Origin of the sequence: Pseudoalteromonas distincta, assembly GCF_000814675.1 — a bacterium.
GTDB classification, from domain to species: domain Bacteria; phylum Pseudomonadota; class Gammaproteobacteria; order Enterobacterales; family Alteromonadaceae; genus Pseudoalteromonas; species Pseudoalteromonas distincta.
On the sequence record NZ_JWIG01000011.1, the window covers coordinates 88,429 to 107,281 of the forward strand.

The 18,853-nt window shown below is 40.5% G+C and carries 17 protein-coding genes; 9 read left to right on the forward strand and 8 right to left on the reverse strand.

Features of this window, described 5'->3' with window-relative positions:
- Positions 1-74 precede the first annotated feature (74 nt).
- From QT16_RS08355 to bioB, 7 genes are all read right to left on the reverse strand, one after another.
- Positions 75-593 (reverse strand): hypothetical protein, encoded by a 519-nt coding sequence (locus QT16_RS08355; RefSeq protein ID WP_238719430.1) that lies wholly within the window; start codon positions 591-593, stop codon positions 75-77.
- Positions 594-840: 247 nt separating this feature from the next.
- Complete coding sequence (gene htpX, locus QT16_RS08360; protein ID WP_002961248.1) at positions 841-1,704, reverse strand: protease HtpX; 864 nt, start codon at positions 1,702-1,704, stop codon at positions 841-843.
- 212 nt (positions 1,705-1,916) lie between these two features.
- Positions 1,917-3,500: an FAD-dependent oxidoreductase gene (locus QT16_RS08365; RefSeq protein ID WP_039487927.1), complete on the reverse strand. Its 1,584-nt coding sequence runs from the start codon at positions 3,498-3,500 to the stop codon at positions 1,917-1,919.
- A gap of 120 nt (positions 3,501-3,620) precedes the next feature.
- Positions 3,621-4,304 carry a dethiobiotin synthase gene (gene bioD / locus QT16_RS08370; RefSeq protein ID WP_039487929.1) on the reverse strand — a complete coding sequence of 228 codons (684 nt, stop codon included), beginning with the start codon at positions 4,302-4,304 and terminating at the stop codon, positions 3,621-3,623.
- A 28-nt stretch (positions 4,305-4,332) separates the two neighbouring features.
- Positions 4,333-5,208, reverse strand: a complete 876-nt coding sequence (locus tag QT16_RS08375; protein ID WP_039487931.1) for a methyltransferase domain-containing protein — start codon at positions 5,206-5,208, stop codon at positions 4,333-4,335.
- Positions 5,205-6,356: an aminotransferase class I/II-fold pyridoxal phosphate-dependent enzyme gene (locus tag QT16_RS08380; protein ID WP_039487934.1), complete on the reverse strand. Its 1,152-nt coding sequence runs from the start codon at positions 6,354-6,356 to the stop codon at positions 5,205-5,207. Before QT16_RS08380 ends, QT16_RS08375 begins: the two co-directional genes overlap by 4 nt.
- A 12-nt stretch (positions 6,357-6,368) precedes the next feature.
- Positions 6,369-7,409 (reverse strand): biotin synthase BioB, encoded by a 1,041-nt coding sequence (gene bioB / locus QT16_RS08385; RefSeq protein ID WP_002961242.1) that lies wholly within the window; start codon positions 7,407-7,409, stop codon positions 6,369-6,371.
- A gap of 94 nt (positions 7,410-7,503) precedes the next feature.
- On the opposite strand from bioB, the gene bioA reads away from it, so the two are divergent.
- The 8 genes from bioA to QT16_RS08425 all read left to right on the forward strand — a co-directional run bounded on the left by bioA (position 7,504) and on the right by QT16_RS08425 (position 16,424).
- A complete protein-coding gene (bioA, locus tag QT16_RS08390) occupies positions 7,504-8,805 on the forward strand; it encodes an adenosylmethionine--8-amino-7-oxononanoate transaminase (RefSeq protein WP_039487937.1) in 1,302 nt (433 codons plus the stop codon).
- A 158-nt stretch (positions 8,806-8,963) separates the two neighbouring features.
- Positions 8,964-9,776, forward strand: a complete 813-nt coding sequence (locus tag QT16_RS08395; RefSeq protein ID WP_039487938.1) for a hypothetical protein — start codon at positions 8,964-8,966, stop codon at positions 9,774-9,776.
- Positions 9,777-10,817 (forward strand): extracellular solute-binding protein, encoded by a 1,041-nt coding sequence (locus tag QT16_RS08400; protein WP_039487939.1) that lies wholly within the window; start codon positions 9,777-9,779, stop codon positions 10,815-10,817. It abuts the gene before it with no gap.
- Positions 10,817-12,316, forward strand: coding sequence for an ABC transporter permease (locus QT16_RS08405; protein ID WP_002961234.1), 1,500 nt, complete (start codon positions 10,817-10,819; stop codon positions 12,314-12,316). Before QT16_RS08400 ends, QT16_RS08405 begins: the two co-directional genes overlap by 1 nt.
- Before the next feature lie 14 nt (positions 12,317-12,330).
- Positions 12,331-13,347, forward strand: a complete 1,017-nt coding sequence (locus tag QT16_RS21135) for an ABC transporter ATP-binding protein (protein WP_039487940.1) — start codon at positions 12,331-12,333, stop codon at positions 13,345-13,347.
- A 441-nt stretch (positions 13,348-13,788) separates the two neighbouring features.
- Positions 13,789-14,979: a sensor histidine kinase gene (locus QT16_RS08415; RefSeq protein WP_039487941.1), complete on the forward strand. Its 1,191-nt coding sequence runs from the start codon at positions 13,789-13,791 to the stop codon at positions 14,977-14,979.
- Positions 14,954-15,319, forward strand: a complete 366-nt coding sequence (locus QT16_RS08420) for a response regulator (protein WP_039487942.1) — start codon at positions 14,954-14,956, stop codon at positions 15,317-15,319. Before QT16_RS08415 ends, QT16_RS08420 begins: the two co-directional genes overlap by 26 nt.
- Positions 15,320-15,359: 40 nt before the next feature.
- On the forward strand, positions 15,360-16,424 hold the full coding sequence (locus QT16_RS08425; RefSeq protein WP_039487943.1) for an HD domain-containing phosphohydrolase: 1,065 nt from the start codon (positions 15,360-15,362) through the stop codon (positions 16,422-16,424).
- A 203-nt stretch (positions 16,425-16,627) separates the two neighbouring features.
- On the opposite strand, the gene QT16_RS08430 is transcribed toward QT16_RS08425, so the two are convergent.
- On the reverse strand, positions 16,628-17,062 hold the full coding sequence (locus QT16_RS08430) for an ATP-binding protein (RefSeq protein ID WP_002961231.1): 435 nt from the start codon (positions 17,060-17,062) through the stop codon (positions 16,628-16,630).
- Positions 17,063-17,359: 297 nt separating this feature from the next.
- Between QT16_RS08430 and asnS the strand changes: the two genes are divergently transcribed.
- Positions 17,360-18,757: an asparagine--tRNA ligase gene (asnS, locus tag QT16_RS08435; RefSeq protein ID WP_002961230.1), complete on the forward strand. Its 1,398-nt coding sequence runs from the start codon at positions 17,360-17,362 to the stop codon at positions 18,755-18,757.
- Positions 18,758-18,853 lie beyond the last annotated feature (96 nt).

Genomic DNA, 18,853 nt, shown 5'->3' on the forward strand with positions numbered 1-18,853 from the left:
ATAACTAATATAACAAACAAAAAAGCGAGTGGTTTGGCTAACTGCTAGTAATTAATTTGTAAGTGATTTATAGCTTATTTATAAGCCCAGGCATCGGTTATTGTTACTTGGCAATTGTTATAACTGGCCGCTTGTTTTTGCGCAATACCTCTTACTCTAAAGTTTGTTGAGTCATTAGGAAGTATAATTAGGTCCTCGTCGGTTATTGATAGCGTATCGACTAGCGTGTTTTTCTCGGTTAAAAAATCGACCTTAAACTTTATATTTTTAAAGGTGAAGTCCGACTCGTTTTTTACCTGCCCTATGCATGCAACATACAATGCATCGTTTTCATTTTTAGTATGAATTTGGCTTACATTAGCGATTAAGTTTTTTTGTGCTTGGTCTTTAAGCCCTGCTACATAAATATTTTGATAAAAAATAAACCCAAAAATACCAACAATACTAAGTGCTAATGCACCAATAATAATGGGATTGTTTTCTAAGTTAGAATATTTAGCTTGAAGTGAGGTGCATTGCGGGCATTTTTTAGCCCGTGAATCTATAGCGCTAAAGCACATAATGCATTCTTTAGTGTGTTGCACCTTTTCCACTACAATAACCGTCCTTGTTAAGTATTAAATGTTAAGTATTAAAACCAGCTGCATTGCTGACTTTAAGGTATTTTAGTTTACTCGTACCTAGTAACCCCGTAAACACATATAGCTTAAAAAAGTAACGATTTTATAAAGCAACATAGCATACTGTATATAAATACAGTGTGTGCGATTTTAGCATTTTAACGTAAACATAAAAAAGCCAGCAGTTAAGCTGGCTTAGAATATTTACTAACTTACATAGTTACTTACGTAGTGCGTCTATTCGCGCATCAAGCGGTGGGTGCGATGAAAACAGCTCAGCAACACCTTTGCCACTTGCAATACCAAAGGCCATCATTGAGCCTTCTAATTGCGAAGGATGGTTTTGCTTTAACCGCTCAAGGGCGGAACGCATTTTATCAGCACCAACTAGTTTTGCTGCGCCGCTGTCGGCTGCAAATTCACGTTTACGGCTGTAACTTGCAACCACTATGCTTGCTAGCACGCCAAATAATACTTGGAATAACATATCGAATAAGAAGTATGTCCAGCTACTACCGCCCTCTTCTTCATCGCTATTAATAAAGTTATCTACAATGCCTGCCAGTACTTTTGCGGCAAATATTACAAAGGTATTTACCACGCCTTGTATTAGCGTAAGCGTTACCATGTCGCCGTTAGCCACGTGCGATACTTCGTGGGCAAGTACGGCTTCGGCCTGATCTTTGGTCATGTTGTGCATTAAGCCTGTGCTTACTGCCACTAACGAATTGTTTTTACTTGGGCCCGTTGCAAACGCGTTCATTTCTGGGCTGTCGTAAATAGCCACTTCTGGCATTTTAATGCCTGCTTTTTGTGCTTGCGCAGATACCGTTTGTACAAGCCAATGTTCGGTTTCGTTTCGAGGCTGCGTAATTACATGCGCGCCTGTTGATTTTTTAGCGATCCATTTCGACATAAATAACGAAATAAACGATCCACCAAAACCAAATACTGTGGCTATAAGTAAAATTCCGCCAAGGCTACGATGGCTTAAGCCCAGCGCACTCATTATTATTGAAAGCACTACACCTAATACCAACATAACCGCTAGGTTAGTTAATAAAAACAAAAATATACGTTTCATATTGTCCTCACAAAAATAGGTTTGATCACCGAACATAAAATTAAATTAGGTTAAAGCAATCACTGCGTCATGACACACTATGTCATAACGTTAGCGCTATTCTGTGACAAACTATGTCATAACACAAGTGTTATTTATGTGTTTATTGATAATTTTTTTAAGAAGGGTTTTACATCAAATTTAAGACTAAAGTTTCTTTATAAGTCAGCTTATTACAAGCTGTTATTTAGCTCTGCCATATCAATTGGAAAACCACGCTCGTGTGCCAATATGCGTGCAACTTCGTCAATTTTGTCGCCGCTATTATGTTTAAGGTACGACCATTGGTGGGTACTGCGGTGATGATTTACAGCAGGATCGCTACTTATTATTCCTAATTTTATAAACTCACCCACTATTTGATCTGCCGCTATTAACGTTGACGATGCTTTTACATTTTCGGCCCGTGCGTAACTAATATGCGAATATAAACTTACATCGGCTACGCGCAAGGTGTCGTCATCCCCTGGGATTTGTTGCCCGCCATACAAGGCATTATTTTGTGTGCTAGCAGTTTTAAACGCAGGGACAAACTCGGCTACATAATCAATTGCTGTTTGGGTACGTGTTTGCAATGCAGCTTTGTCCCAGCCACCTTTAATATAATGCAGGTATTTATTGGGAAGTTTAGGCTGTGCACTCACTGGCGTTGCATCAGCTAAGCCATCGTTAAACAATGTAATGTTGTTAGTCATGCCATGTATTTGAAAATACCCGTTAGGGTAAGGGGTTAGCTGCGCCATACCTTCTGGCGTACCACGGTTACCATAAATAATTATTTCGGGTATTTGCCCACCAGCACCTTGCCAATGAGTAATGTAAGAGGCTTTAAATTCAACCATGCGTTTTACATCTACCCCAACCAGGTCGTCAATAATACCGGTTTGAAAACCACACGCATTAATTAGGTAATCTACCTCAATGGTTTGCGTATCGGCTTGTGTATTGGTTTGAGTATCAGGTTGTTCATCAAGGCTTGGCTCTGATTGGTATTCAATGTGCCATTTAAATGTTTGCTTATCATTATTGGTATTTATAACTGGCGATACGTTTTTAACACTGGTGCTTGTTAAAACATGAGCGTGTTTGTACTGTGCAAGGGCGAGTTGTGCACTGGCCGATAAACGAAATATATTCCAGCCATATTCTTGTGCAACAATAAGCGGAAACTTTAGCTTATCTAAATCTAAATGCTTAGCCACGGGTATCATCCACTCATCTAACGACGTGGGCTTGGCTACTTGTTTTTGCTTAGCAAGCTTTAGCATATGCTCATAACTATATAACTGATAATAATGCTCAGGCTCGCCTAATACTTTATTAGCGCTGTCTTGCTCTACAAGCTCGCTATAGGCTTTTACTAATTTATTTAAACGCGGAAATAAGTCCTCTGGTGCGTCGTCATCACGCTTGGGTACGGCAAATACTGTAGGGCGAACATCTATGGTGTGAGGATAAAGACGCGCAATATCTATACATTGCTTGAGTAAATCTATGCAGTCTTCGTCGGGTATTTCACGATATAAGTTGCCACCTGCATGCAAATGGCACATTGGAGGGCCATCAATTAACGACTTTTTCTTTTCAAGCACATAAGTCTCTAACCCTAACGCAGCAAGTCTAATGGCTATTGTGGCGCCAGCTGTGCCTCCACCTATTATACCTACGCGTTTTTTAGGTAAGCCATAGTTTAGTGCTTTTGGCTCAGCGCTTACGTGCGCATCTGGGGCGTAGCTTTCAATAAATGGGTGCGTCATATAGTCGTTATGTCCTTAGTAACATTGTCTTTAAGCAAGCTATGTATTTATAAACGTTTATATGTGTACTAAGGCTGACTATTTCAAGATTTACCTAAAAAGTAACTTTTTTAAAACCACTTAAGTGTTTATAGATAACGCACTAAGCAAGCTTTTGTATATTTGTAACTTAGGAGTTTGCTCGCTGTATGGGCTTATGGCAAGTATTGGGAACGGTAAGCGTGCTTTGAGTGAATCAAGGTTTGCTTGGTATTCGTCCATATTTTTATCGACTTGGTTTGCAATCCAGCCAACGCAGTTTATACCCATACTTTGCATATGCGCAGCGGTTAGTAATGCATGATTTAAGCAACCTAGCCTCATGCCAACAACGAGTATTACCGGCATTTTTTCTGCTTTAACCCAGTCGTATAAATAATCGTTTTTATTAATAGGTAATGCCCAACCACCAGCGCCTTCGGTAAGTATAATGTCAGCGCCCTGTTGTTTTACGTTTTTATAAGCATCACTTAGTTTATCTACAGTAATACTCACTCCAACTTTCTCAGCGGCTATGTGCGGCGCAATAGGCGGTGCAAACGCAAACGGATTTACTACGTCGTATTTAGCGCTCACTGTTGCGCTTTCCATTAGTATAAGGGCATCGGCGTTTACTAGCTGATCGAATGCCATTTCGCAGCCAGCAGCAAGAGGCTTAAAACCAATGGCTTGTTTTTTGTGTTGGGCAAGTAACTTTAGTAGCAAACTGGTAACGTGGGTTTTTCCGGCATCGGTGTCGGTGCCTGTTATAAAAAATTCTTTCATGCGTTGCCTTTAATGTCTTTGGGCTTATTTAGTGTTTTTGTAATGATAACAGCACCACATGATAAGACACACATGCTTTGTTATTTATAAGCGGATACGCACTGCATACTTTTTGTAGCGCCGATTTAGTAAGTAACCCTTGGCGCGTATTGGTATGATTTTGCGTGGTAGCGCCAATAGCCTTAATTGAAGCAATAGCTTTTAAAGGTGTTATGTATTCATCGGTGTAAATACGTTTTTTAGCACTATTAATAGTAAAGCCTGCATTTTGGACTGATTGGTTTATATACAGTTCACTATTAAAGGTATTTATGTGGCTGTTAGAATCAAGCGCGGCAAAGGCTGTTTTTATTTCGTTAAGTGAGCCCTCTACCACAGCGCTTATGTACGCCTGCCCGCCTGGTTTTAATATGCTGTAAAGCGATTGCATTAAAGCCGAAAAATTAGCAGACCACTGCACTGCAAAGTTACTGTAAATAACATCAACACTGTTTGCTTGTAGCGGTAAGTTATCCATATCGGCGCATATTTTGGGTGTGGTTAAATCACTACTTTGCAGCATGTTTAAGCTCAAATCCATGGCAATAACGCTTGCAAACATACTTTGTAAGCGTTGTGTATTAACAAGCGGGCCTGCGCCTAAATCAACACAAAGCTTATTTTTATTAATGCCTGGTTTTATGAGTGAAAATAGATCGCTTGCTGCATATTTTTGTACATTTGCATGGGTGTTATAACTCGCCGCCGCTTTTGAAAACTTACTTTGTGTAGACTTTTTAAGCTCCTTGCTTAGCTCTCGATTTGGCTCCTTATTTAATTCTTTATTTGAATCGCTACTTACTAGGCACGGTTTTACAAGTTGTGTTTGCACTAGGTCTGTTTTTAATACTGGCTGAGCAGTCATGCTATTGCACCTACTAAATGCTTAACTAAGTGAGTTATGTCTTGCTCGGTATGTGCGGCGGTTAAAGTAATGCGTAAACGTGAGGTGTTATGTGCAACCGTCGGCGGTCTAATTGCAGTGAGCCAAATACCCTGTTGTTTTAGTTTATCTGCCGCTTGTAACGTTTGCTCAGCACAACCTAATACAATGGGCTGTATGGCTGTGTTTGATTCCATTACAGCAATATTATGGGTTTTAGCGAGTTGCTTAAATAACGCAATATTGGCATTTAGCTTATCGCGTTTATCATCAGCTGTTTTTATGCTTTTAATACGCGCAAGTGTGTGGCTTGCCATAAGCGGCGACATAGCGGTTGAATACGTGTAATCGCGATTAAATTGCAGCATGTAATCAATAAACTGTTTACTGCCTAATACACACGCGCCACTACTAGCCACTGCTTTACCAAAGGTAATGACTAATATATCTGGCAGCGTTTGAGTAATAAACGCTTCGCAACTCCCCAAACCGGTTTTACCTAATGCACCAAAGCCGTGTGCGTCGTCAATCATTAGCCATGCGTTGTGCTGTTTTGCAAGTGCGAGTAATTCTTTAAGAGGCGCGGTATCGCCATCCATCGAAAACACACCTTCGCTTATAATTAGCTTGTTTTGCGCTTTTGATTTTTCGAGCCGTGAGCGTAAATGGTTCATGTCGTTGTGATTAAAACGCACTAAAGCCGCGTTTGAGTGCATAGCCCCGTCAATCAAGCTCGCATGATTTAACTTATCTTGAAAAATAGCGCTGTTTTGCGCAGCCGCTTTATCTTGAAACAACGCTTTAATTACGCTGCTATTAGCGCTAAACCCTGAGTTAAATAGCATTGCTGCGCCATAACCAAATTGCTCGCATAAGTATTGCTCAAGCGATTTTTGCTGCGCCTGATAACCCGTAACCAATGCTGAGCTGTGACTCCCTAATGCTTGGGAGTCATTAAGGTTAACAGCCACATCTGCAAAGCCTAAGTAATCGTTACTGGCAAAATTAAGGTAGGTTTTATTATTAACCGTTATGGTGCGCGCTGTTGCATGTTGTACTACGTGGCGTTTACGAAGCAGTGCATCTTGCTGGCGAGCCTGCAGATGCGTATTTATAAAATCAAAAGGCATAGATATAAAAGCCTACGCTTCGTAAAACAATTCAGAGGTTGCTTTGTCGGCTACTTGCGATGAAAGCGAGGCTTCAACTGCTTCGTCTGAATAGTCGTGACGTTTTTCTGGGTTCATGCCTAGTTTTTTAATTAGGTTCATATCGGCATCAGCGTCTGGGTTTTCGGTGGTAAGTAGTTTATCACCATAAAATATTGAGTTAGCGCCTGCAAAAAAGCACATCGATTGCATTTGCTCGTTCATGGCGTTGCGCCCTGCCGATAAACGTACATAACTGTGTGGCATCATAATACGTGCTGTTGCTATGGTACGTATAAATTCAAAGTGATCTAAATCGTCTACGTTTTCAAGCGGTGTGCCTTTAACTTTAACGAGCATATTAATAGGCACGCTTTCTGGCTGTTGTGGCAAATTAGCTAGTTGCATAAGTAGTCCAAAGCGGTCGCTTGCTTGCTCGCCCATACCTACTATTCCGCCCGAGCATACTTTCATACCAGCATCGCGTACGTGGTCAATGGTATTTAATCTATCTTGAAAAGTACGGGTTGATATAATTTGCTCGTAATACTCAGGTGATGTGTCGAGATTATGGTTGTAGTAATCAAGCCCTGCGTCTCTAAGCTCATGGGCTTTTTCGTTTGTGAGTTTACCCAGCGTCATACAGGTTTCTAGCCCTAGCTCTTTTACTTCTTTAACCATTTGCGAAATGTATGGCATGTCTCTGTCTTTTGGGTCTGACCATGCAGCCCCCATACAAAAACGGGTAGCGCCTTTTTGTTTTGCAAGGCGCGCTTGTTCTACTACTTTTTCTACTTCTATTAAGCGTTCGCGTTCTAAATCTGTTCGGTAATGGCCCGACTGCGGGCAGTACTTACAGTCTTCTGGGCAAGCGCCTGTTTTAATTGATAACAACGTAGAAATTTGCACTTCATTTGGGTTGAAGTTAGCACGGTGAACCGATGCGGCTTTAAACAGTAAATCGTTAAATGGCATTTCAAATAATGCTTTAACTTCAGCGTGGGTCCAATCGTGACGAACAGGTGCAAGTTCCATAATACTCTCTTATTTTTTTCATAACGGTGATATTGGCTTAGTCTACGAGTTGAAGTACCATTGTCAACGAAGCCCACCAAGTTAAAGTTTACATATGACTAAAAAAAATACGATTGACCTTGATTTTGATCGTGAGCACATTTGGCACCCATATACGTCTATGACCAAGCCAATTCCGGTATACCCCGTTACACATGCTAATCACAATATTATTCACCTCGAAACTGGCGAGCAATTAATCGATGGCATGGCCTCGTGGTGGAGCGCAATACATGGCTATAATCACCCTGTTATAAATAACGCCATGATTGAGCAAATTAATAATATGAGCCACATTATGTTTGGCGGTATTACGCATAACAGCGCGGTAGAGCTGTGCAAAAAAATAGTAAATATAACGCCGCCTAGTTTAACTAAAGTGTTTTTAGCCGACAGCGGATCGGTAAGTGTTGAAGTAGCAATTAAAATGGCGCTGCAATATTGGTTAAGCCAAGGCATTACAACAAAACAAAAACTAATGACGCCTTACAAGGGCTACCATGGCGACACCTTTGCAGCCATGAGCGTATGCGACCCCGTTAACTCAATGCATAGTTTGTATAGCGGCTTTTTACCTGAACACCTTTTTGTACCTGCACCGGTTAGTCAATTTGGGGGCGAGTTTAACCAAGCTGAAGCCCAAGAGCTTGAAGAATACTTTAAAGCAAACCACAGCCAAGTAGCCGCCTTTATCATTGAGCCTATTGTACAAAACGCGGGGGGTATGAACTTTTATCACCCTGATTATTTAGCCTGCGTACGTAAATTGTGCACCCAATATAATGTACTACTAATTTGCGACGAAATAGCCACAGGCTTTGGCCGTACAGGTAAATTATTTGCTGTAGAGCACGCCAATATAGAACCCGATATAATGTGTATTGGTAAAGCATTAACCGGCGGTTCAATGACGCTATCGGCCACTATCACTAGCGATAAAATAGCCATTGGCATAAGCGAAGGTGAAGCAGGCGTTTTAATGCACGGCCCTACGTTTATGGGTAACCCGCTTGCCTGTGCAGCGGCCTGCGCAAGTATTGATTTATTACTAGAGCAAAACTGGCAACAACGAATAAAGCAGCTAAACACCCAACTACAACAACTTAATAAATGCAGTGAACTAGATGCGGTTGCCAATGTGCGTACCTTAGGTGCAATAGGCGTTGTTGAACTAAACGATGCTGCGGGCAATGTTGATGTTGCTAAAATTCAGGCTTATTTTGTAGAGCAAGGTGTATGGATACGCCCATTCGGTAAACTAATTTACCTTATGCCACCGTATATAAGTGACGACACCAGTATAAAAACACTGTGTGATGCCATTTACAATGCCATTAAAGGCAAGCATTACGCTTAATAGCCGGTTGTGAATACAGGTTATAGCGCTATTTGCTGTAACCTACCGCTACATTTAGTGTTTTTATCTATTAAGCGAGTTTGTGGTTATTGATCTCGTTAACTATTAGCTATATGATAATGTCTATCATTTACAATTACCTTTTGGACTTCTTTGCTATGAAATTACTATTTAAACCAGCCAAAACTTTAGGTGCAAGCCTGTTACTAGCCTCGGCGTTTATGGCTCAACCAGTATTAGCTAACGGCCCTATTGGCGAGCATGTTAATCATCTTCAAGAAAACCTTAAAAGTTACGCAGAAGAAGTAGAATGGATGGTAGGCAAAGTAGATACCATGGTAAGCGACTACGATACTAAAGGCGCAAAAGCTGTAAAAACTGATGATTTAATTGAATATTGGGAATCAGTTAAGTTTCACAGTGCAATAGAAACTAACTTTGTACCAGTATACGCTTCTATTTGGCAGGGTCTTTATGGCGTAAAAATGGCCATTGATAATAAAGAGCCTGCTGAGGAAGTTCGTAAACAGCAAAAAGCGATGAACATAGCCTTGTGGCAAGGCCTTGGGGCTGTTAAGCTTGCTGCTAAATTCCAGCAAAAAGGCTTGTTAGACACTGTAAAAGCAACCGCTACAGCTCAAATGACACAAAGTGCCACAATTGATGAAATTAAGCACAAATTAGACCGTGTAGTAGCTAAATTTGCTGAGCGTTTACGAGACGAAGCAACTGAAATTGTTCACGATACTTATCTGCACCTGTTTGAAGGCGTTGAAGGTACTCTTATTGAACAAGATGCAAAACTAGTTGAAGTGCTGGAAAAAGACTTTAACGTAACACTGCCACAAGCCATTAAAAACAGCAAAAGCGTAGACGAAGTACGCGATGTGATCAGTGACATGCAAACCAAATTAGACCGCGCTAAGGTTTTAATAGAAAAAGCCGAAAAAGCCCGTAAGGATGTATTTTAAGTGAAGCGTAGGACCTTTATTCAAGGCCTAGCTGCGTTAGGGGTGGTTGGCTCATTGCCACTGCCTCTTTCTCGTGCGCTAGCCGCTGATATAGCAAACCCTGTTTCTGTTGACGATTTACCAAAGCTTAAAGGCGAGTTAACGCTTTATTTAGGCCGAGGCGAAGGTGGTTTGTATGAAAACGTATTACAAGCAATCCAGAAAAAAAATCCAGACTTTAAACTCGGTATACGCCGAGGTCCTACTGCTGCTTTAGCAAATACCATTGTTGCAGAAGCTAAAGCTGGCGTTCGCCGCGCTGATTTATTTTGGGCGGTTGATTCAGGCGCGATTGGTTTAGTAACCGATGCAGGCCTTGCACAACCCATCCCAGGTGATTTATCTGCTCAGTTACAACCACAATTTAGATATAAAGAGTGGGCACCAGTAACTGGCCGTATTCGTACATTGCCATATAACACGTCGCGTTTGACTAAAGATCAAATTCCAACAAGTATTATGGAAATTGCCGACAGCGATTTAAGTATTGGCTGGGCGCCCGCCTACGCTTCTTTTCAATCGTTTGTAACCGCAATGCGAATCTTAGAAGGCGATGACAAAACCGCTAAGTGGCTTAAAAAGGTTCAAAAACGTGCTAAAACATACGCCGGCGAGCTAGGTGTTGTTATGGGCGTTGAGCGCGGTGAAGTTGATATTGGTTTTGCAAATCACTATTACACTTTGCGTTTAAAATCAGGTAAGCCTGATGCCAAGCTAGATTTAGCATTTACACAAAATGATGCGGGCTGTTTAGTTAATGCATCGGGTGTATTAGCGCTTAACGACGATCCGCTTGCAACTAACTTTATGCGTTACTTACTAAGTAAAGAAGTACAAGGTTACTTAGCCAGTGAAGCGTACGAAATTCCGTTAGTAAATGGTATTACCCAACCTGAGGGTTTACCGTCACTTGCTAATATTTCTCCACCTAAAGTAGATTTAACACAGCTAGCTGATTTACGCCCTACTATAGATTTGATGCGAAGCAGCGGCGTATTGTAATGAAAATACCTGCCTCTTATCCAATGGCGCTGCTTGCAGCGCTTGTTGCGCTTACCCCTGTTTATGTATTAATTGTGCTTGCAAGCGATGCAAGCTCAGTGTTTGACACCCACAATCTGCAAATTTTAGGTAACACGTTATCGTTAATGGGTTTAACGGTACTCGGATCTATTTTAATTGGTGTGCCACTGGCGTTTATTAGCGCGTATGTGCATTTACCATTTAAAAAGCTCTGGCTGGTTGTATTTGCAGCCCCGCTGGCAATTCCCAGTTATATTGGCGCATTTACACTATATGCTGCTTTTGGCCCCGGTGGCGAAATAAATACCTTAACAGGAATAGAAACACCATCAATGTATGGCCTAACAGGTGCCGCCATTGTAATGACGCTTTATACCTTCCCGTTTGTAATGATGACAACTCGCTCATCTTTACTGAGCCTTGACGCGAGCATGGTTAATGCCGCGCGTACGCTGGGCATGTCGATGACGCAAAGTATATTTAAAGTGATATTACCGCGCGTAGTTAACGGTATTGCAGCAGGCTCATTGTTAGTCGCGCTTTATACGTTATCTGACTTTGGTACGCCCGCAATGATGCGCTTAGATACCTTTACTCGCGTAATTTATGTTGAATACAACGCCTTTGCGTTAGGACGCGCTGCAATGCTTTCGCTTCAACTGATGGTTATTGTCGGTTTTTTACTTTTAGTTGAATCACAAATAAAAACAGCACCTGAGCGCCATGGTCGCCCGTTAATTTTATTTCCAAGTAAATTACAATTAAGTGCGATGTTTGTTACGTTTGCACCTGTTTTACTACTCGCTATTGGCTTGCCTTTGGCTATATTTTCGCTTTGGTTAGCTCGCGATGGTTTTAGCTCATTTGATTTTAATATTGCATGGAACTCAACGTATGCATCGGGTATTGCGGCAATTGTAGCCGTTATCGTTGCTATCCCCGTTGCACATGCTGCACTGAGTGGAAAAGCGGGTCGTATAATGGAGCGTGTTACTTACTTTGGTTTTGGTATTCCAGGTATAGTAATGGGCACAGCGCTTGTTTACGGTGGTTTGCAGTTGCCGTTTTTATATCAAACACTGGGATTGCTTATTATTGCTTACATGCTGCGATTTTTACCACTTGCTGTAGGCTCTGTTAGAACAAGCACCGAACACTTAGATCCAAGCTTAGTAAAATCTGCGCGCGTATTAGGGGCAAGCCCACGTGAAGTATTTACTCGCATAACACTACCTTTAACTATGCGCGGTATTATTGCCGGTGCAGCACTGGTGTTTTTAGAGTCAATGCGCGAACTAGAAGCCACGCTATTACTTGGTCCTACAGGGTTTGAAACCCTCTCTACTTATTTATGGCGTGTATACGAAGCGGGCTATTTTGGTCGCGCCGCGATTCCTGGGTTATTGTTAGTAGTGATATCTGCCTGCGGGTTAGCTATTATGATGTCTGGCGAAAAACGCAACCAGTTTGAACATTAAGGATTTAAGAAACAATGCTATCTGTAAGTCAGTTGTCTATAGATTATGGCAGTAACCGCGTAGTAAGCGATTTAAACTTTTCGCTGGGTGAAAACGAAATCCTTATGCTTGTAGGGCCAACAGGTTGTGGTAAAAGTACAATTTTACAAGCCCTTGCTGGCCTTATACCTATTAGCGAAGGCGAAATAAACACTGATAAATGGCGCGCTACTCCCAAATTAACACTACCTCCTGAAAAACGCAGTGTAGGCATGGTATTTCAAGATTTTGCTTTATTTCCGCACTTAACCGTACAGCAAAACATTTGCTTTAGATTAAGAGATACAGCCCCTGCTGAGTATTGGATAAACCTACTTGGACTGAGCGATTTTAGAGACAAAAAACCAGCAACACTTTCTGGCGGACAAAAGCAGCGTGTTGCACTTGCGCGCACCCTTGCCCACCAACCTGACTTTGTATTACTTGATGAGCCGCTTTCAAACTTAGATGCCGCCCTTAAAGACATGCTTCGTTGGGATATTAGAAACGCACTTAAAGCCGCTGGCGTACCCGCTATTTGGGTAACACACGACCAAGAAGAAGCACTCTCAGTTGGCGATCGTGTTGGTGTGCTTAAAGGCGGCGAAATTCAGCAAATTGATACACCCGAGCGCTGTTTTAGTACCCCAAACAATCGCTTTGTGGCACGCTTTTTAGGTGAAGCCAGCTTTATTAGCGGCCAATTTAGCCAAGGACAAGCCACTACCTCAATTGGTAATGCGCCCGCTCATGGGGTTGACTGTGAAAGTGGCGACGTTGATGTACTGCTACGCCCTGACGATGTGTTACTTGTACAAAGCAGTGTTGGCAATAACGGCGAAGTAATTTGGGTACGTTTTGAAGGTGGCAGCCGCTTGTGCGCTGTAAAACTTGCGTGTTCTACGGTTGTAACTAGCAGAGTAAGCCATGAAGTTGTGGTAAATCCTGGCGACGAAGTGCATGTATCACTAAGTACCTCGCACCCACTAGCGGCTTATAAATCTATAGACTGATTAAAATATTGATGTAGGCATTAATTTAAACATTAATACCTACATCAATACTTACTATTTAGACCCAAAATTCAGTTTAAATACGTTCTCCGTTAAAACCCTATTTCGCTTAAAACTAATACTTTTTAACTTTAAAAAACTTACTATAGTCAATAAACAACAATAATATGCAGGTTAAATTATGAACCTCTTGCTATTAATCAGCTGTTGCTGTTTACTGAACACAGATTAATGTTAAACAGTTCCTCTCAGATATCACTTATCAGGTTACGCCTTTTATATTAGTTAAAACCACACACATACATTAAAACACATTATTAAGCATTGCTTTTAGCGAACGTATTACAAAAATAAAACTATATTAAAGCATTGCTGAACCTTAAATATCGTTTAAACGTTTATAAAGTTGTTCAGCCCTTAATGGTACAAAGGATCTAGATAGTGAATAAAATAAGTACCAAACAAGAACTGTTAGAATACTCCGAAAGTATTGTAAATACGGTTCGAGAACCACTGATTGTTTTAGACCAACATTTAAGAGTAGTTACAGCAAGCCGCTCATTTTATGAATTTTTTCGCGCTAACCATAAAGACACAGTTGGGAAACTAATATACAACCTTGGTAATAATCAATGGAACATTCCCAAGCTTCGAGAATTATTAGAAACCATATTGCCTCAAAAAACGAGCTTTGATGATTATAAAGTTGAGCACAATTTTAAAACAATTGGTTGGCGTACAATGCTGCTCAACGCAAGGCAAATTAAACGTACTCAGTCAAAAGATCGTATTATTTTATTGTCTATCGAGGACATTACTGAACGTAACGCGATTCAAGAAGGACTCGTAAAAGCGAATAAAGAGCTAGAAGTACTAACGAGTGACTTGGAAAGTGCTGCTCGAGTTAAATCTGAGTTTTTAGCAAATATGTCGCATGAACTAAGAACTCCACTTAATTCTATAAATGGTTTTTCTGAGGTGCTCTACGATGAAACATTTGGCACTTTAAATGACAAACAAAAACAGTATGTTAAAAATGTATTGGTGAGCGGCAAACATTTACTGTTACTTATTAATGAAATACTGGATATGGCAAAGATTGAAGCAGGCAAAATGAGTCTCACCATCTCGCATTTGCCAATACGCCAAGTATTGCACGAAATTACAGGGCTTACAGCAGATACAGCTAACCAGAAAAAATTGAATATGTGTCTTGATATTGCTGATGACTTGCCACCAATTGAAGCTGACTCCCTTAAGGTTAAACAGATACTTTATAATTTGCTTTCAAATGCAGTGAAGTTCACACCCGATGAGGGTCAAATTGGCGTTAAAACACGACACACTGATACAGAAATAGAAATAATAATTTGGGATACGGGTATAGGTATTGCTGCTGAAAATATGGAAAAAATATTTGAAGGTTTTTTCCGTATAGAAACCCCCTATTCTAGATTAACAGAAGGTACAGGACTTGGGCTGCCAATCGCAAAAAGTCTAGTAAAGTTGCATGGAGGCGAGTTTGTTATTGAATCTGAAGGTGTTAATAAAGGCACATCGGTTCGTATAACTTTGCCAATTAAACAAAAGTCTGTGGTAAAGCATAATGAAAACCAAAATAGTTATAGTTGATGACAATGCGAATAACCTATTGCTAGAGGAAGATCTTTTACTCATGGCAAATTTTGAAGTATTCACTGCTATGAATGCAAGAGATGCGCTTTTAACAATAAAGCGTGAAACTCCAAAAATTATTATATTAGATGTCCAGCTCCCAGATATGTCTGGAACAGAGGTTGCTAGAATTTTGCGTGATGAAAAAGAAACGGCAGATATTCCTATTGTTTTTGTTACCGCTTCTGTTTTACCCGCAGATATAGACCAATTACTGTGTATACCTAACAGTGCGTATATTTCTAAGCCTATAGATACACGCACGTTTGCTCAACAAATAAGTTTATATATAAAGTAATGACTAAAATTATTTAAACCTTGATACACAGGAAAAGTTAATGAAAGATAGCCCTTTAATTTTGGTTGTAGATGACAACCTTCAAAATATTGAACTCATGCAAGCTTATCTTGAACCCAAGGGATATAAAACAGTAACAGCGACTGGCGGGCAACAAGCATTAGATATCTTAGGACAACAACCTGTAGACCTTATTTTACTTGATATAATGATGCCCGGTATGAACGGTTTTGAAGTAACACACCGAGTTAGAGAAGACGCTTTATTAAAGCTATTACCTATCGTCCTTATTACTGCTTTAAGAGAGACAAAAGAGCGAGTTAAAGGGATTGATGCTGGTTGCGATGATTTTATTACAAAGCCTGTAGATAAAAACGAGCTATTATCGCGCGTTAAGTCCCTTCTTAAGATTAAAGACTATAACGATTTAAGAACAAATTATCAGAAACAATTAGAAGCTGAAGTTGCTCAAAGAACTGAATCATTAAAGCAAGCAATGCAAAGCATTAAAGCCGCATCACTAGAAACAATTAATAGACTAACCAAAGCTGCTGAATACAAAGACGAAGAAACGGGTGCACACATTCAACGCATGAGTTTGTATTCTGAGGCCGTTGCACGCAGTGTAGGGCTAGATGAGGGAACAGTTGAAAATATTTTATTTTCAGCGTCAATGCATGATCTCGGAAAGATTTCTACACCTGACCACATTTTGCTCAAAGCAGGACAATTAGATGCTGCAGAATGGGAAATAATGAAACAGCACACCGTTGTAGGCGCTAGCATACTTTCAGGTTCTGATTCTGAGGTTATTAAACTCGGTGAAATTATTGCCCGCTCACATCATGAAAAATGGGACGGCTCTGGTTATCCTGATGGCTTAAAAGGTAATGAAATTCCAATTGCAGCACGCGTAGTTGCTATTGCTGATGTATTTGATGCTCTCTCGTCAAAACGTCCTTATAAAAAATCATTCTCACAAGAAAAAACATTTGCCATTATTAAAGAAGGTAGTGGGAAGCACTTTGACCCCGCAGTAGTGGATGCTTTTTTTGCAGTTCAAGAAGAGATTTTAGCAATTAAACAAAAATATGCTGAAAAGTAACACGTCCATAATTAATTAGAGGAAACCCCATGAACGGACCAAACCCCAATAATCCTTCACCAATGGAAGGTTTTTATATTTGACGATAAAACAATAAATACGCTGCTAGATATAGCTTGGTGAGATTGGAGCAATGATCAAATCACTGCTCATTTTGATGCTATAACTCAAAATAATTTAGACGTGCTGTCTAAAATTCAGCACTACCACTCAAACATGTAGGCCATTTTACTTATGGTTTTTAACGGCACATTATGTGAGTTTCGTTTAGCGTATAGGTGCTGCATAGCTTTGTCTTTTACTTCACCCACTATCACTTCTTTTACTTGATAACCTAAAGCAACGGCAGCTTGAGAGTAAGCTATAAATTCCCACTTTTTAATATTGGTGTTATCTACAATCACCAATGGAATGCCTTGAGCAAGTGCATTTATAAAGCGCGCCAAATTTAAATTATGAAATTGTGGTAACTTAAATTTATCAAAATGATATTCGCCCTGCTCATTATTAAAGTAATCATCAGTTGAGCAAATTAGATACTGACTTTCGTCGGCTCCACCTAATTCGTCAGCAAGGCTTTGCGCGTAGTAAGACTTACCACTTCCTGGTAGTCCTCGTAAAATAAAAACTTGTTTCATAGCATCGATTTTTTAAGGGTGAATAAATATTAATTTAGTTTGGATGTTAATAATGCCACAAAATCATTAAATTTCAGAGCAACAAATCATAATAGTGGCAATTAAACTCTAAAAACTGTTTAAAAATAAACCGCATGCATAAAAACTTTTAAAGAGTTGCCCACAATAGTTTTTTTATTTAACTTTACTAGGTAAGATACAGGGTTCAAGTGCAGCGCCGTTTATGTGCAATTTATGCCCGCGTGTTGCGCACAGTTAAAATAAAATAGTTAGGCAACTTATATCATTGGAGTGAAGATGAGCCATTTAGCGATTTCAGAGCTATTAAAAGGCAATGTTGCGGTAGACAGCCAAGTAACAATTAAAGGCTGGATCCGTACTCGCCGCGATTCAAAAGCAGGAATTTCATTTTTAGCCGTTCATGACGGTTCGTGTTTTGATCCTATTCAAGCGGTAGTTCCTAATTCACTGAATAATTATGATGAAGTTACTAGCTTAACAGCCGGTTGTTCTGTGTCGGTTACTGGTGTTTTAGTTCAATCTGCTGGCCAAGGTCAATCTTACGAAATTCAAGCTAACTCAGTGACTGTGTTAGGTTGGGTAGAAAACCCAGATTCATACCCAATGTCGGCAAAGCGCCACAGCATTGAGTACTTACGTGAGCACGCTCACCTTCGCCCTCGTACAAATATGATTGGCGCGGTAACTCGTGTACGTAACTGTTTAGCACAAGCTATTCACCGTTTTTACCACGAGCAAGGCTTTTACTGGATTAGCACGCCAATCATTACGGCAAGTGACTGTGAAGGCGCTGGCGAAATGTTCCGTGTATCTACGCTTGATATGCAAAACTTACCGCTTACAGATAAAGGCGATGTTGATTACAGCGAAGATTTCTTCGGTAAAGAAGCATTTCTTACTGTATCTGGTCAGTTAAATGGCGAAACTTACGCGTCTGCAATGTCAAAAATTTATACATTTGGCCCTACATTCCGCGCAGAAAACTCAAATACATCTCGCCACCTTGCAGAATTTTGGATGGTAGAACCTGAAGTAGCGTTTGCAGATTTAGAAGACATAGCAAAACTTGCTGAAAACATGCTTAAGTATGTGTTTAAAGCCGTACTTGAAGAGCGCCGTGATGATATGGAATTTTTTGCACAACGTGTAGAAAAAACCGCAATTACGCGTTTAGAAGAATTTGTAGATAAAGACTTTGCACAAGTTGACTACACAGACGCTGTAGAAATCCTTAAAAACTGTGGCAAAAAGTTTGAGTACGCTGTTGAATGGGGCGTAGACTTACAGTCTGAGCACGAGCGTTACTTAGCTGAAGAGCACTTTAAAGCACCGGTAGTTATTAAAAACTACCCACGTGACATTAAAGCATTCTACATGCGTCAAAACGAAGACGGTAAAACTGTTGCCGCTATGGACGTAGTAGCACCTGGTATTGGTGAGATCATTGGCGGTTCACAACGTGAAGAACGTCTTGATGTACTTGATGCACGTTTAGAAGAAATGGGCTTAAACAAAGAAGATTACAGCTGGTACCGCGATTTACGTAAATACGGTAGCGTGCCGCACTCAGGCTTTGGTTTAGGCTTTGAACGCTTAGTTGCTTACGTAACAGGTATGGGCAACGTACGTGACGTTATTGCCTTCCCTCGTACTAAAGGCAGCGCAACTTACTAATACTAAGTTAGCCGTAAAAACCAGCCAATTGGCTGGTTTTTTTGTGTCTTGAATTAACCGTATAAAAAAGCCGCAGCACTCAATGAGCACCACGGC

What these genes read in the sequence shown, in the direction of transcription:
- htpX (WP_002961248.1), bottom strand. Translation starts at nt 1,704, where the DNA reads ATGAAACGTATATTTTTGTTTTTATTAACTAACCTAGCGGTTATGTTG.
- QT16_RS08365 (WP_039487927.1), bottom strand. Translation starts at nt 3,500, where the DNA reads ATGACGCACCCATTTATTGAAAGCTACGCCCCAGATGCGCACGTAAGC.
- bioD (WP_039487929.1), bottom strand. Translation starts at nt 4,304, where the DNA reads ATGAAAGAATTTTTTATAACAGGCACCGACACCGATGCCGGAAAAACC.
- QT16_RS08375 (WP_039487931.1), bottom strand. Translation starts at nt 5,208, where the DNA reads ATGACTGCTCAGCCAGTATTAAAAACAGACCTAGTGCAAACACAACTT.
- QT16_RS08380 (WP_039487934.1), bottom strand. Translation starts at nt 6,356, where the DNA reads ATGCCTTTTGATTTTATAAATACGCATCTGCAGGCTCGCCAGCAAGAT.
- bioB (WP_002961242.1), bottom strand. Translation starts at nt 7,409, where the DNA reads ATGGAACTTGCACCTGTTCGTCACGATTGGACCCACGCTGAAGTTAAA.
- bioA (WP_039487937.1), top strand. Translation starts at nt 7,504, where the DNA reads ATGACTAAAAAAAATACGATTGACCTTGATTTTGATCGTGAGCACATT.
- QT16_RS08395 (WP_039487938.1), top strand. Translation starts at nt 8,964, where the DNA reads ATGAAATTACTATTTAAACCAGCCAAAACTTTAGGTGCAAGCCTGTTA.
- QT16_RS08405 (WP_002961234.1), top strand. Translation starts at nt 10,817, where the DNA reads ATGAAAATACCTGCCTCTTATCCAATGGCGCTGCTTGCAGCGCTTGTT.
- QT16_RS21135 (WP_039487940.1), top strand. Translation starts at nt 12,331, where the DNA reads ATGCTATCTGTAAGTCAGTTGTCTATAGATTATGGCAGTAACCGCGTA.
- QT16_RS08420 (WP_039487942.1), top strand. Translation starts at nt 14,954, where the DNA reads ATGAAAACCAAAATAGTTATAGTTGATGACAATGCGAATAACCTATTG.
- QT16_RS08425 (WP_039487943.1), top strand. Translation starts at nt 15,360, where the DNA reads ATGAAAGATAGCCCTTTAATTTTGGTTGTAGATGACAACCTTCAAAAT.
- QT16_RS08430 (WP_002961231.1), bottom strand. Translation starts at nt 17,062, where the DNA reads ATGAAACAAGTTTTTATTTTACGAGGACTACCAGGAAGTGGTAAGTCT.
- asnS (WP_002961230.1), top strand. Translation starts at nt 17,360, where the DNA reads ATGAGCCATTTAGCGATTTCAGAGCTATTAAAAGGCAATGTTGCGGTA.